This window comes from Anaerobiospirillum succiniciproducens DSM 6400, assembly GCF_000482845.1.
GTDB lineage: Bacteria > Pseudomonadota > Gammaproteobacteria > Enterobacterales > Succinivibrionaceae > Anaerobiospirillum > Anaerobiospirillum succiniciproducens.
Genome location: NZ_AXWV01000015.1, coordinates 76,577 through 90,696 on the forward strand (window position 1 = coordinate 76,577; position 14,120 = coordinate 90,696).

Below are 14,120 nucleotides of genomic sequence, written 5' to 3' on the forward strand. Positions count from 1 at the left end.
CTAGTTAAGGGTAGCGGTTTTTATATCAATCAGGGAATGTACATGTCATCAAACAGCGTTCACTCAGTTAATAACACACGTGAACTCTATACTGAAGCAACTCGTCAAAGCCTTATGCATCATATTGTGAAGTATTTTGGCGAGCCAGATCTATTTCTATCTGAACGTGTATCCCCAGATATATGCGTTGAAATCGCTGTTATCGAGCCTACACCCAACCAAAACTTCTACACTTTAATCACCTTGGGCATGGGTGCCCACAAGATGAATGTGCCTGAGGATTTAGCTGACCAACAAATCGACCGTGGTGAGCTCGTGATGCTGCTTGATCCTGACTGGGAAGTACCAAGCCATGAAGATCAATTCTACTGGCCACTTCGTCTTTTAAAGACCTTAGCTCGACAGAGTATTGAAGATCCTGAGGTATTTTTATCCTGGGGTTATCGTTGGTCTAATGGTGAGCCATTTTGTAAAGAGACTGAGCTTAACTCTATTGTCTTAAATACTCTCTTTAAAGCCTTTGACACAGAGGCTCAAGCTTGTCATCTACCTGATGGTGACATCATTAATTACTACTTCGTGTGGCCTTTATACCAAAACGAGTATGACTTTTTACTCGAAAATGGTCGTGAAGAGTTTATGAATGCCATGACCTATGTCACCCCGATTACCACAAATGATCGAGACAATGGCATTAGCTCAGAGGCGGCCTATGGTGCCGTGGTCATGGAAGATGCACGTTGGCATGCCTACTCTATTGAGAGTAAGAAGCTCAAAGTTGAACCCTTAGCTGCAGCTAATCACTTAGCCATCTACTTGCGCTTTGCCATTGAAAATGACCTCATGTGTGAGCCATTTCAGGAAAATGCTAGTACCATAATCAATCAAGTTAAGACTGGTGAGGTTACTGATTTAAGGCACTTTATTCGTCAGGTATTAAACGGCATTCTTGACCGTCGTATCTTTAATTCATTGGGTATGTCATTTAATCAGTTCTACTTCTCTGAGAAGTCCAACCCAATGTATGCAAAAGACGTGGACTCGTACTCACTTAACTACTTTGGTGTCAAGCGTTATTACTCTGGAGAGTTTCAGGACGAGGCCTATCTCTTTGTGCCTTTTACCGAGGAGTACTATCAAAACCAAAAGCAAATCATTGAACAGCGTTTTCATGATTTTATTAACATGCGTACTAGTCCGAATACCGAGAACTTCCTACTCTATCGTTTCTTTAGACGTTATTTAGGAACTCATTCTTGGTATATCCCGGGCATGAACTCAGATTGCATTGTCTCCACTACCTTACGTGTAGGCCATAGACAAATGCTCAGCTCTAAAGAAGTACCAGTTATCATTGAGCTTAGTCATGAAATCTACCAAGACTTCATTAAGACTATCAAGGACACAGCTCCATCTGTACCTTATGCAAATGCACAAGATGCTGCAGCTGATAGCTTAAATGACGGCAGCTCTACCCATAATCAAGATGCTTTGCATGCTTTAGGTAATGGTCTTAATCAGAGCCATGATGAGACAACTCCCCTGTATGACAGCCATGGTCGTGAGCTAGCCTTAAACAAGGATGCCATGCGTTGTGAGGATGGCTCATATAATCTGCACTACTATCCAATTGCCCAAGATCAAGGCGATCCTTATGACATGGATATGGCTGTAGTTAGACACTTTAGACAGCAGGCTCTCAACACTCCTCCAGTGCTCTTTGAGTCCACTATCTTTGGTGCCTTGAGTAAGCTCAAAGCAAAGTTTCCGGAGGTTGCCTCCTACGGACCAAAGCTTAAGCGTATCTACAATGCTATGCGGGCCTTTAGTGTTGATAAAAATGCTGATGCCGATACCCAAAAGAGACAGCAATACCTCTTTGATGCTATCCAAGATCCTCTGCACTGCTCTTTAGATCCTGAGGTAGTAGCAAGCCCGGCTGTTGGCAAAATCACTTGCTCTAATCCATACGATCTCGTTACTTTTTACCAAAATATTGAACGAACCTTCACTAAGAGCATGATTGCTATCGACTTGCCAGTTGCTCGTCCTTGGGAAGTCTTTGCCTATATGCCTTATGGTCCAAAAAACGGCCTCTTGCCACATCTGACCATTGCCATGGCCTACCACTTTTACATCTACTATGGAGCCATGCCAGCTATCATTTGCAAAGACTCCATTGAGTTTTGCATGGGCAAGGTATTATCAGACAAGCAACGTGAGCAGCTTATGATGGAGCTTACAGCAATTTCAGGTGGTGTTTATTACGAAAGCCCTTATGAGCTGCAAGCCTCAAGTGAGGCCATCTCCACTATGCTTATGCGTAGAAAGAGCTTTACCGTGCAGTTCAATAACCCTAGTCTTTTCAAATAAGCCCCATAAGCGTGGCCTCAAGCCACGCTTTATCCACCAAACGTAGCTCAAAACCTACCTATCCACTTATCAGCATCATTGCTGCATAAGCTGCACAGCCCCTCTTAGCCCCCTTTTGAAGGTAAGCAGAGCTTATTCATGACTACATCCATAGCCTAAGCCAAAGCCAAAGCCAAAGCCAAAGCCATGGTAGTCCTGTTAATTGCTCCTTAGAGCAATCCTGCCAAGATAGATGCACTAGCCTGATACTGACTTGCTCTATCTACAGCTACTTAGCAAAGCGATTTAGCCACTACAAAATGCATTGCCTAGCCAAAAGCTCATTACGTCAGCTAAGCTGAGTCCATGGGCTTTTCTGCAAGCTATTACAAGCAATTCAGCATGCGTACTCACAGACCAAATGTACCTAAACAGCCTCTTTATGGGGCCAAGAAAGCTCATAGCCGGAGCCGCTTTAAAAGTTGCCATAAGCATTGAAGCCTAAAGCTGCAGACATATATTAGGCCTCATGGGACTGCGGTCATGCAGTTCAACAGAGAGCTCGTAGTCCAGCTGCGAGCTCGTAGTTTAGCCCTTTTATGCTCTTTCTTGGCCTAGATCATGGTGTTTTTCAGCTTGTGCAGGTCATGCAGCTTGGCATGTACGGCTCTATGCTGCTAAATGGTAGTCTCCATGTGTTTGCATCGAAGAGAAGTTAACGAGCTGCCTAATGGCTCAAATATAGTGTCCTCCTGAGCATATGGGCTTTAGGACTTGTTGGGTATTAGAGTGATTTAACAGCAGCGATGGGAGTCTACACGAGCTCATGTTCCAACGTGTTTGAGGCCATACTTAGATGGTTGAAATTGTTGCAGCTTAGGTGTTTTATCTGTTGCTTTGCAACCATCAAAAGCCACGCTTAGCTCGGTGCTAGGCCCTTTTGATATGGGGCTCGTCACAATTAATTAATTAGGTATTGGTTCTAGCCTCATAACGGTGCTAGTGTAGTCACTCAAGTCTATTAATTACTCTAGTTGCCACTATCACATACACCATTTATGAGTGTTCTTAAGATTGACTTTGCTTTCTTGCCTCGGATCGGTGACTTAGCTCTGCAGCGCCTTTGGGGCAGCATCCATAAACAATGGTTGTGATGCTGCGGCTGTGCGTTGCTGTGCTTGGCTTGGCTTTGAACTGCATTCCGCTGCGGTGACGTATTTTATTGCGGTGCCTGGTGATTGTGCGGCTACTATGCTTAGTGGTTCAGATAGCTAGAGTTGTTGGTAGCAAGCATAAGCTATGGAAAGATGGAGTTCATCATGGATCTACTAGAACAATGCCAGCTGTGGCTTGAGGAACAAAACTACCTTAGGATTATTGAGGCCATTGAGCTGATTCCTCAAAGCAGTCGATCTTCTGATGAGAACTTACTCCTTGCTCAGGCATATAACTACTATGGAATTGAATGCGGTGATCTTGGATACATTGAGAAGGCTTGTGAGACTTTTGCTAGCCTTAGACAACATGTTCAAACTACCATTAGCTTCCATAGCCTCTATGGCGATGCATTATTTAACAAAGGCGACTTAGCTCGGGCTTTAGATCAGTACCTTGATGCGCTGCGTATTAGCAAGGATGACAAGAGCGAACAGACACAGTATCTTTTAGATAAAGCTCACGATTGTATTGATCAGCTCAGCCTCTTACTTGGCCATGACAAACAAGCTCGTGGTGGCTTTGGTCAGGTATGCTTTGAGACCTATAAGCATAAAGTCAAAGCATCTTGGGATAATATCCTCAAGGTCAGCAGCAAGATTAAAGATATCTTTGAAGAAGCCGTTGCGCAAAAGAAAGTGACTGGCACTTATGGAGATACGAGCGAAGTCGTCCCTCTCTTTAGCAATGCTTTGCTGATTAACAAGGGCTTCTTAATCACTTTCCATAATGATATTGGACAAGTTGAAGTTACCTTCATCTCTCAAGGCAATAAAGAGGAACTCTACGAGCTGGTATATTTTGTCCTCCAATGCCCTGATGAGCTTTTAAACAACAACGACTGGCGCTTTAGCATCGACAAAGGCCCTGCACAAAAGCCTATCTACCGCAACAACTTATTCACCATTAAGAGTGTTGAGACTAAGGTAGCAATCCTTCCTCCAACTAATGAGTATTCTAAGCAAGTAAGACTTAAGGTCTGGTCTCCAAGTGTTGGTCTGTACCTCAATGATGAAGTCCGTGGTCCTATAGTCTATGAGGCTATGCATGACCTTGTGCAATATGCTTTAGGTCAGATTGCCTATCTTGCCTTAGTTGAGGATATCATCTGCGTTAGTGATGAGTATGAGCTCACCTCATCGGAGTATAACGAATCTATTGGCGTTGTCACTTTAGATGAGCTCTTTGACAAGCTTAATCAAGCTGGCTACAACGCTTCCATTAATGCTAGAGAGTATCTAAAAGATTGTGAGCTACAGTACGAAGACGATGGTCTTATCAACGACATTCAGCCAATGCGTGCCGATGTGAGCCTAGGCTTTAGCTCCATACCAAGTAGCATCAGCGAGTACTGCACCTTTAGACATGAGACCTTTGCCACCCGTCTTGATGATGGCGTCGTTCCTGGCTTTCTAGGCATCGAGCTCGATAGCGTGGCCTACTTTTTCAATGAAGAGTACACATGTGACGCTATAGTGCTTACTAACTCCTCTATGGCCGAACCAAGCACTGCCCTTGCAAGGGAGTTTAAAGACTTCTTCTGCAATGGCTCATTTGCCACTGTTCATTACACAGGCAAAGCCACTGGCCGTAAATACATCTATATCGACTTTATCTGCTACGACTTAAGTCCTGACTTCATCAAGCAGCTTAAGAAGTTTGTAAGCTCTGTCCGTTATATCAAAAGCGCATTCTATGCCCCGATGTCTGCCCTCATACCTCCTGTCTTCTTAACCCGTGCTAATAAAAAGATGAAAGAGCAATTTAACATCCGTCTTGAAGACTACATCTTAGGCAAAGACCTCTAAAGGCAGTTCAAGGCAAGAGCCTAAGCATTAGCATCGGATGTCTGGTCACGAGAGTAATTTAAAAAATCTGTGCTTTTGAATGCCTAACAATACCTATACTCATGCCTCACCATGAATTAGGCAGTCTTCAAAGCTATTTGATGGGGACTTGTTGTCCCCCTTAATTACCACCATTTAGCAACTCAGCTAGGCTCTTAGCGCTTTGATCTTTGGTGCTGTACTCTTTGATGCAGTACTGTTTGGCGTTTGAGGCCTTTTGTTGCCTATCATCACTTTCGAGTTTTGCCCTGTGGTACTTGCTTATTGAGCTTAGTATGACTTATGTGAAGTACTCATCAATAGGCGTTAAATGTGCTTCCACTATGCCTTTAATGGCTTGCTGATGAGAGCCAGGTGATGGCGTGATTTGTAATGACAGCTGTGGTAGCGTTTATGGCCGCTTGCAGGACATCACGGTTAAAAATAGTATCTTTGTGCATGAAAATATCATCAGGACTATAACTTTTATCAGATACGGCTTATCATAGTGCCCTTTGCGCTAAGCTATGCATAGCACGTCTTTAATTTGCGGTGGCTATCTTACTGATTTAGTGATGGTAGAGCTTAAATATGCTCACTTTACTGCGCTTATGGTAGTAGCAAGCAGCTCTATGAAGTTGTGCGTTAGCGTATCATTGTAGCTCTAGCCTTCGTAATATGTTTGCTAGGCAAATCGAGGTTAATGTTGTGAATCTGATGGAACAGTGCAATCAATGGCATCAGGAACGCCAGTTTAAGAAGATCATTGATGCTATCGAGGCTATACCTGAACATGCTCGTTCAACTGAGCAGATCATGGAGCTAGCCCGTGCCTATAACAATTACGGTCTAGAGCATGATTACAGCTATTTTGAAAAGACTTTAGAGCTGTTACGACCTATTATGCAAAAGATGCGTCACTCGCCTAACTTCTTTTTACGTTACGGTTTTGCTCTCTTGCATACAGGCGCTATTACTGGTGCTTTAGAATGCTTCTTAACCGCCTTAAGATTCATCGACAAAAATGATCACGACAATATCATGCGAGTCTCTTTAACTAAGCTTGCTCGCATGTGTTATGACCGTTTAGGCGACTTAACTGACTTTGTTAGCTTCAACTCCAAAGTTAAGCAGACCTGGGCTAACTTAAAGCAGATTAGAGATGAGGTGTACAACACCTTAAGTCAGCCTAACATCAGCGAAAAAGAAGCAACTGAAATCGGCTCTAAAGTGGCTGAAGCTTTTGTTTTCCGCAAGAACTTCTATGTCGCCTATCTTAAAGACAGCAAGAAGATTGTTTTGACCATGCTCTGCGGTGGCTCTAAAGAAGACCTCTTTGAGATGAGCTACTTTGTCTCCCAACGACCAAAGAGCTTTTTCGGTACCGACTCATGGGAGTTTGTGATCGATACTAAGCCGATTCCCAAAGCAATGGTACGCAATAGTGTCTTTACGCTTAAGGCAGAAGATATTCAAGTAACTATCTGTAATGGCACGCGTTCTACACGCTTTGCTGATGTGTGTCTGTGGGCCCCAAGTGTTGCTCTCTACCTTAATGATGAGCGTCGCGGCCCTGTGGTCATGGAGGCTATCACTGGCCTTTTAGACTACTCTTTAGGCACGATCTGTCGCATGGCCTTTATCGACAATGTAAGGATTGCAACTGAAGAGCGTGATCTAACCCAAGGTGAGTACAACGAGGAGTTAGGCGTTTTCACCCTCGATAAGCTCTACGAGAAGATGACAGAAATTGGCTTTAATACTGCCATCACTGCCAATGAGTTTTTAAAGCAAAGCTATCTATCTTATGACTTTGATGGTAACGATCAGCGTTATCAGCCAATGCGCTTTGATGTCTTTATTGGTTCTACTGCAGTTAACTCATCTATCCATGAGTACTACAACTATCGTTACGACATCTTTGGCCGCTTACTTGAAGATGGCACTATTCCAGGCTTCTTTGGCTTTAAGCTTAGCCATGCTGTCTCCGATGAGGCCTTTGCTAGCGAGATGATTGGAGTACGTGAGCGTTGCGAGAAGTTCTTTAGTGAGCTTAGTGACCTTCCAGTCCAATTTACCGGCGGTGCTACTGGCTGCAACTACTGCTACATCGACTTTCTCAACTACGAGTTTTGCCAAAGCTTTTTAAGCATGGCAAGCGAGTTCTTTGAGCAAGAAAAGAATGTCTCTGAGGCCTTCTATGCCCCACTATGTGCAGGCGTTAAAGCTACCGTTCTCAAAGGCCCAGGCGAGCTTGTAAGCGAGTTTACCGACGGCATCGAGCAATACGTGCTTGGTAAATACGCTACCATGCCCCAAAGCAAATAACCCAATAGCACAAAAAATCCAATCAAAGCACACCTCATGGGCAAGCTCTAACAAGCTCAGCCCATGAGCACCATACCTTGCTATCACGCGCCGCATCCCATCAAGCACTCTACAGCCATTAATGCAGCGGCCTATTTAGCTATCCACCCAAGCACCATCAATCATTGGCCTATCAAGCAAGCCAACATACTCAGGCACTATCACAGAGCCCACAACACTGCTTCATCCATGTATCAAATGTAAGATGACCCATGACCCATGACCCATGACCCATGACCCATGACCCATGACCCATGACCCATGACCCATGACCCATGACCCATGACCCATGAGATGGTGCCACCCTTTTCTTGATTTGCAACACTCAGTGACACTAAAAATTAAAAAAGCTTATAGGCATTAGCCAGCCACTAGTTCAACTAGCCCCAATCCAACAAACCTAGCGATAAAGCTGATACGTTGAATGGTCAATAATCATAGCTAGCGCCGGCAAGTAACGAAAGCTCGCATAACAACAAATCATAGCAATCAGATGACTCCTGACTCTAGACTGGTAGCATGTGCATAACGAGCCCCTAAAAGCGTGCCTAGCGCTACTGCTAGCGAGCATAGCCATACAAGAGAGCCAATGTGGCCTATACCGCATCAGCTGCTTAAATAGAGAGGCTGTGGACGTTGTGTATGTGGCATAGCTAGGCAAGCACTGTAGTAGCGTTAGAAAGTCATACTCTCACAGATTACTGCCACTTGATAGTCAATACTTCTCGTTGCTAGCAAGTAGCTTCACGACCACGCTGTACGCTTAGATCTTGAGGGTAAATGGCGCTTACAACTACAAGGCGTCGAATTGTATGGATGTATGCAAGCTATCTTCAGCTAAGAGTACTTTCTTTTGCTGGAGATTAGCTAAGGCTAGTTGCCTAAATAGCATCTAACGTTACAATGTCTTCAGGCTGTGTTAATAGTCTACATATAATCAAGCTAACTTCTGAGCATAAGCTAATCATGCTTGAGACTTTAGCTACTGCAAGGATTTTTCTATGTTAAATAAGCACATCAATCGTGTTCGCTCGGGCCTTGAGAGCAAGTTCTCCACGAAAGAGAACAAGATCGAGTTTACTCACAAGCTCTCATACACCTGCAATAACCGCCTGTATTACATCTTTGATTACACTGATGCTAATGGAGAGGAAAAATCCTTATTCAGTGGTGGTTATTCTGATGTAGGCTTTGATAGCGATAGCGCCGTGTGCGAGCTTGACTTCAACCTATGTGACAAGATTGGTATGGTCGAGGCTGCAGCTATTATTCAGGCTACCGCTCAAATAGAAAGTGAGCTGATGCAAAGAGTTAAGGCTCCAAAGAAAGTCTCAGCAAAATACGAGATTGATACCTACGCCTCTCAAATCCCAACCATCAATGCACTGCTCTCTGACGTATCTCAGGAGTTAAGTGCAGAAGACTTAAATCAGGTTGAGCCTTTTGTTATCTCTATGGTGCTGCCAAATCAGGAAGCAGCCGACGATGCATTAAAGATCTTTTCTGATCTCTATGAGCAAACTGACTTTGAACGCAGCAATAATGACATTGCAAAGGGCGTTTGCTTTGCCAATAAGAAAGATGGCGCTGAGCCACACACTATTTTAAATGTCAGCTGCTCAGAATGTAGCGACGAGGACTTTGATCCTATCGCTAGCTTCTTAGAAGAGTGCGATGATGACAACCTTAAAGCTAAGCTCAAGGAAGATGGCAAAAAGATCTTAACTTGTGAGCTCAGAAGCGATGCCCTGTTCACTCTCAACGAAGTAAAAAACTTAGTTAAGAGCCTCTTATTTGTCGGCTCTCAGATGCAAGCTGATGATTTACTGGGCGTCAACGTCAACGGCGAGTTCTTCCCAACTTCAGAGTTTGTAAGCTTAGGCACTGAGCTTATTGAGAGCAATCACTGGCCTGAGAACTTCCTCACCGGTGTAGTAGCAACTAAGGATGATCAGGACGATTCAGTTGAAGATAAGGGCATGCACTCTCGCATCTTTACTGGCGAGTACACCATCAGAGCAACTGGCTTAAGTGCTCTTGGATTTTCTGATGTTGTACATGAGGCTGTGCTTGAGTCTGAGGCTGATTCAGATCTGTGGTTTAGCATGCTCAACGCTATTAACGACACTTTCTTAAACTCAGGTTTTATCATCGCCGAAGATGCACCTCTCGTGGTAAACCTCAAGGACACCCACATTTACCTTGAGGATAAGGGCGATCACCTCAAAGTTTGCAATATCCGCAACCTCAAATAGATCTAGCCCCATCCCACCTTAAAGGCTGGCCATGAGCCAGCCTCTTCACAGCAAGCCACACGCATTTAGACGAGCATTAATACGCTTCCACAGCGGCTACCTACATACAACGCTAACTACTATTTTGCAGCTCAAGTATGCAAATAAGTGCGATTCAAAACACCATCTCACGCAGAACCACTCCTTCATCAATGGCAACTGCACGGCTTTTTCACTAATTCGTACTCAAAATGCCCAAAGGTCATATCATGATGTCTTCTCTAGAACCTAGCGCACAACACACACCATCTGAGGTACCTGTAAGACGACTGGCCACATCATTTGATATAACGAACATTGGTCAAGTTATCTCATATATAACCACCAATTGCATCGAGTATGAATACCTTAGCAAGTGCAGAGGTGATAAGTGGAGTAATGCTAAGCAAAGCGCCTTTATTGAATCGCTGATCTTAGGCTTTCCAATACCGCCTTTTTACCTCAACGTAAGAACTCCTGGTTGCTTTTCAGTGATCGACGGCTATCAAAGACTTAACTCCCTGAAGCGATTTATCGTCGACAATGCTTATGCTCTGAGCAATCTAGAACTCGCTCATGAATTTGAAGGCAAGTACTATAGCGAGCTCCCTAACCCCATCAAGCGCAGGATTTTAGAAACAACCGTTATTGTTCACAAAATAACTGAGGTCAATAATCCTGAAGTAATGAACTCATATTACAGAAGGCTTAGTTTGGGCAACTCTAATCATACTCAACTTGAGGTAGCATTTTCTTACGCCACGCCTAATACATGGGATTTCTTAGAAGAGTTTGTACCACTTATCAATCAACTCTTTGAGCGCAAACTGTCTGGCTTAGAGCAATACGAAAAGGCCGTTAAGTTCTTTGATCTCTTAATCCATGAAAAAGAATTAACTCAAGCAGATAACCACGACCAGCGCTCCGACATAAGCGCCACCCTATCCTGCTTAAACAACGCAAACCCAAGCTACTTAAATGACCTTAGGGAATGCTTTTTTGAAGCACTCAATGCCTATCGAAAGCTATTTGATAATCAGACTTTAGAGCAGATTAAACAAGAACAATTAAACCCTCAGCAAGGCAATAGCACTTACCTACAAACTCTACTAAGCATTGCGTAGTCTAGCTACAAGACAAGTCAGCCTTTAGCGAACCAAGCACGACGCCACTATTTTTGACAGTCCTGCTCAGGCAGCAATTTAAATAATTAAAATTGATTAAATCATTTTTCAAGAACAAATAATTATTTTTTTGAAAAACAACCTCTTGTCAGAGCTGTCAGAAAAGCACAGTATCAACAGTTGAGTTAACTGTTGAGTCAACCATTGACTCAAACGCTAACGTCATTTTGAAGCTGACAGCTAAAGCAGATAAATATCGTATTTTGCAAGGTTTATCAAGCACCTACACATGTTGTCTTGGCATTTGAGTTAACTGTTGAGTCAACAGTTAACTCAACCGCTAGCTAAACGTTTATAGTCACACTCGCAGCTTTAAATAATCGACCTTAGCGCGGATTAATAAAGCTAATTTAATCACGAAGAAAACGATTTAATTATGACAGTCTTGTAAGGTTTGCAATACTCCACGCAGCATGCAAATACGGCATTAGCTAGCACAACAACACTGCAATTGTTATACAAGTTTGAATAGCCAATAGTGCAGAATAATTAAAATTAATTAAATTAATTTTTTTAATCGCAAATAACAATTTTTTTGAATGGCTACTTATTGCCAACGGTTTCAGAAAAGCACAGTATCAGCAGTTGATTTAACTGTTAAGTCAACCATTGACTCAAACGCTAACGTCATTTTGAGACCAACGACAAAATCAGATAAATATCGTGTTTTGGATAACTTATTAAGGGGCTATACCTGTTGTCTTGGCATTTGAGTTAACTGTTGAGTCAACAGTCAACTCGACTGCAAACTCAACAGTTAAAGTCACACTAGCAGCTTTAAATAATCAGCCTTAAAGGTGATTAATAAAGCTCACTTAATCACGGGCCAAATAATAATTATTTGCCCCTGCCGCCAACCTTAGTAGGCTTAGTGGACGCTTGCCACAGGGCCTGAGCCTCTTAATACAACAAAGATGCTAATATCATTTAATGAGTCAGCGAAAGCCAATATTCAGCTAAAAATACATATTCTGCATCGCAGATCATTGTTTAACACGCTCAGCTTTGACCATTCTATCTTTAGCATGAGCCTCGTAGAACTCTTTGGTGAGCTCTGAGGTTAAGTACGCGTCATTCATCAAGTTTAAGAAGGCTGGTATGGATGATTTCGTAAGTTGAATCTGCCCGTCCTCAAACTTGAATCTGTCTTTGAGAGTATCTTTGCCCATAGCAAAGCTAATGATGGCATCCTTGGAGATCTTCTTAGTTACTACAGGCGAGACGCGACTAATCTTAGCCAACTTCTTTTTTAGCGAGAGATTGTCCTCGCTGTGCAACTTAAGGTCATCAAAGTTTTTCACGATACCGAGATCTTCGATATGTTTGAGACCCTTTTCTGCATCCTTGCTAATAAGTTGAGATAAACCAAGCTGTCCCTCTAAGGTCTTAACATCAAGCACAAAGATCTCATCGTCGATCTTTAGCAGCTCAACCTTCCCATCTAGCTTTAAGAAGTCACCTTCTAACTTCTCTAATCTGCCGTCATCATACAGACCAAATAAAAACTTATCGCGCTTCAAGATGTTGATGTTGTGCGCTTTCTTGTAGAGAACGCAATCATCATCATCTACACGTAGATGTATTATGAAGCCAGTAAGATTACTGAGGTTATGCTTGTTAAAATCAAACTTCGGCTCTTTATTTAAAGCATAATTTGAGCGCTTATTTTTAAGCGCATTATAATCCCTAAAGGGTACCAGCGCTTCAGGGATATCCTTAAGCGGATAGTCATATGCATAGATGCGTCCACTTACCTCATCAGATGAGGATAGCCCCGGTAAATATTCTAGACCAGATGTATTAAGCTCACTATCATCTAAGACCCTTTCTTTTAGGTATTCGGTAAACATCTTCCATAGTGAGTCTGAAGTGCTCTTGTTATCAAGTTTTACAAAGTACTTGCAGTACCTTTTCTCACCATCAAAGTCTTCTTTGAGTACAAGATAAAGACTAATCATTCCATGGCCACTAACGAATTGGCTGACATACTTTTGGATTTCAGATAACTTCATTTATTACCCCACGCGCTTAGCAAAAAAGACATTGCGATCTTCATTTAAGCTCAACTTACCAACATAATCACCATTTCTAAGCAAGTCATGCGTAATAAATGTCACTCTCTTATAAACCAGCTTAGTTCTTTTGTTAGGAGCTGAAATAGACTGCGTTAGCTCTTCATCTGCATCATTGTCGTAACTATTGCCTGTGTATTCATCGTCCTCAAACGTAAGAGTAGCCTCATATAGCCTATATCCAAAAATTGCTAATGTAGGATTAGCGTAATACATATCATTTTTAATGAATACAAAGCCTAAAGCTATGACAATAGCAACCATCAGTAACAAATGATTGAGCTCTGATGAATCAAGGGCTAATAGCGGCAGAATGCATGTACTAACAAAGGCGACATAGTCGCTATTTTTAGAGCTGACATCAGATATTTGCATTTGCATCTCAAGCGATCCGCTCCACTCACGCCTGAGGAGGCAAATGTTAAAAATTGATAGCAAAGCTAACGAAAGCCATACGTATAGAATTACGTTGTCGCCCAAAAAATTGTACTGCAGAAATTGGCTAAAGTTGATGTTGCCTAGCTGTAAGTATTTAAAATCAATATCTCTGATAAACAAGAACACAAAGAGTAGCCATAGAGAACTAAAGTACATCCTAATCTTCTGAAACAGAACCAATCGCATTACCTCTTTCACTACTATAGCCCTATGTGTCTATAATGTAGTCAGTGCTAAGATTTGTAATTTTTAGAAGATTCTGAGCTTTTCTTTTATAATATGTCAAAGTTTACTCAAAGGGTTACCAATGGCATTCTCTGAAAGTTTAAAGCTCTCCATCTGCAAAGCAGTCACTGAAAAGCAGATGTCTGTAGCAGACGCCGCCTTAAAGGC

Annotated in this window: 7 protein-coding genes; 5 read left to right on the forward strand and 2 right to left on the reverse strand. The window is 42.6% G+C overall.

From position 1 onward, the window contains the following. The first annotated feature begins 42 nt into the window (after positions 1-42). The 5 genes from H524_RS0101975 to H524_RS16220 all read left to right on the forward strand — a co-directional run bounded on the left by H524_RS0101975 (position 43) and on the right by H524_RS16220 (position 11,157). Positions 43-2,373: a suppressor of fused domain protein gene (locus tag H524_RS0101975; RefSeq protein WP_027939025.1), complete on the forward strand. Its 2,331-nt coding sequence runs from the start codon at positions 43-45 to the stop codon at positions 2,371-2,373. 1,298 nt (positions 2,374-3,671) lie between these two features. After that, a complete protein-coding gene (locus H524_RS0101990) occupies positions 3,672-5,375 on the forward strand; it encodes a hypothetical protein (RefSeq protein ID WP_156907510.1) in 1,704 nt (567 codons plus the stop codon). A 726-nt stretch (positions 5,376-6,101) separates the two neighbouring features. Further along, positions 6,102-7,721 carry a hypothetical protein gene (locus H524_RS0101995; RefSeq protein ID WP_156907511.1) on the forward strand — a complete coding sequence of 540 codons (1,620 nt, stop codon included), beginning with the start codon at positions 6,102-6,104 and terminating at the stop codon, positions 7,719-7,721. 1,040 nt (positions 7,722-8,761) lie between these two features. Then, on the forward strand, positions 8,762-10,015 hold the full coding sequence (locus H524_RS0102000; RefSeq protein ID WP_027939029.1) for a hypothetical protein: 1,254 nt from the start codon (positions 8,762-8,764) through the stop codon (positions 10,013-10,015). A gap of 248 nt (positions 10,016-10,263) precedes the next feature. Further along, positions 10,264-11,157, forward strand: a complete 894-nt coding sequence (locus H524_RS16220; protein ID WP_052338844.1) for a DUF262 domain-containing protein — start codon at positions 10,264-10,266, stop codon at positions 11,155-11,157. 1,043 nt (positions 11,158-12,200) lie between these two features. Here the strand turns inward: H524_RS16220 and kwaB are convergent. Next, positions 12,201-13,229, reverse strand: a complete 1,029-nt coding sequence (kwaB, locus tag H524_RS0102010) for an anti-phage protein KwaB (RefSeq protein WP_044121263.1) — start codon at positions 13,227-13,229, stop codon at positions 12,201-12,203. Positions 13,230-13,232: 3 nt separating this feature from the next. Continuing rightward, positions 13,233-13,913, reverse strand: coding sequence for an anti-phage protein KwaA (gene kwaA / locus H524_RS0102015; RefSeq protein WP_027939031.1), 681 nt, complete (start codon positions 13,911-13,913; stop codon positions 13,233-13,235). Positions 13,914-14,120: the final 207 nt, after the last annotated feature.

Bases quoted from the DNA above. Each gene is read 5' to 3' on its own strand.
- H524_RS0101975 (WP_027939025.1), top strand. From the start codon at position 43: ATGTCATCAAACAGCGTTCACTCAGTTAATAACACACGTGAACTCTAT.
- H524_RS0101990 (WP_156907510.1), top strand. From the start codon at position 3,672: ATGGATCTACTAGAACAATGCCAGCTGTGGCTTGAGGAACAAAACTAC.
- H524_RS16220 (WP_052338844.1), top strand. From the start codon at position 10,264: ATGATGTCTTCTCTAGAACCTAGCGCACAACACACACCATCTGAGGTA.
- kwaA (WP_027939031.1), bottom strand. From the start codon at position 13,913: ATGCGATTGGTTCTGTTTCAGAAGATTAGGATGTACTTTAGTTCTCTA.
- kwaB (WP_044121263.1), bottom strand. From the start codon at position 13,229: ATGAAGTTATCTGAAATCCAAAAGTATGTCAGCCAATTCGTTAGTGGC.
- H524_RS0102000 (WP_027939029.1), top strand. From the start codon at position 8,762: ATGTTAAATAAGCACATCAATCGTGTTCGCTCGGGCCTTGAGAGCAAG.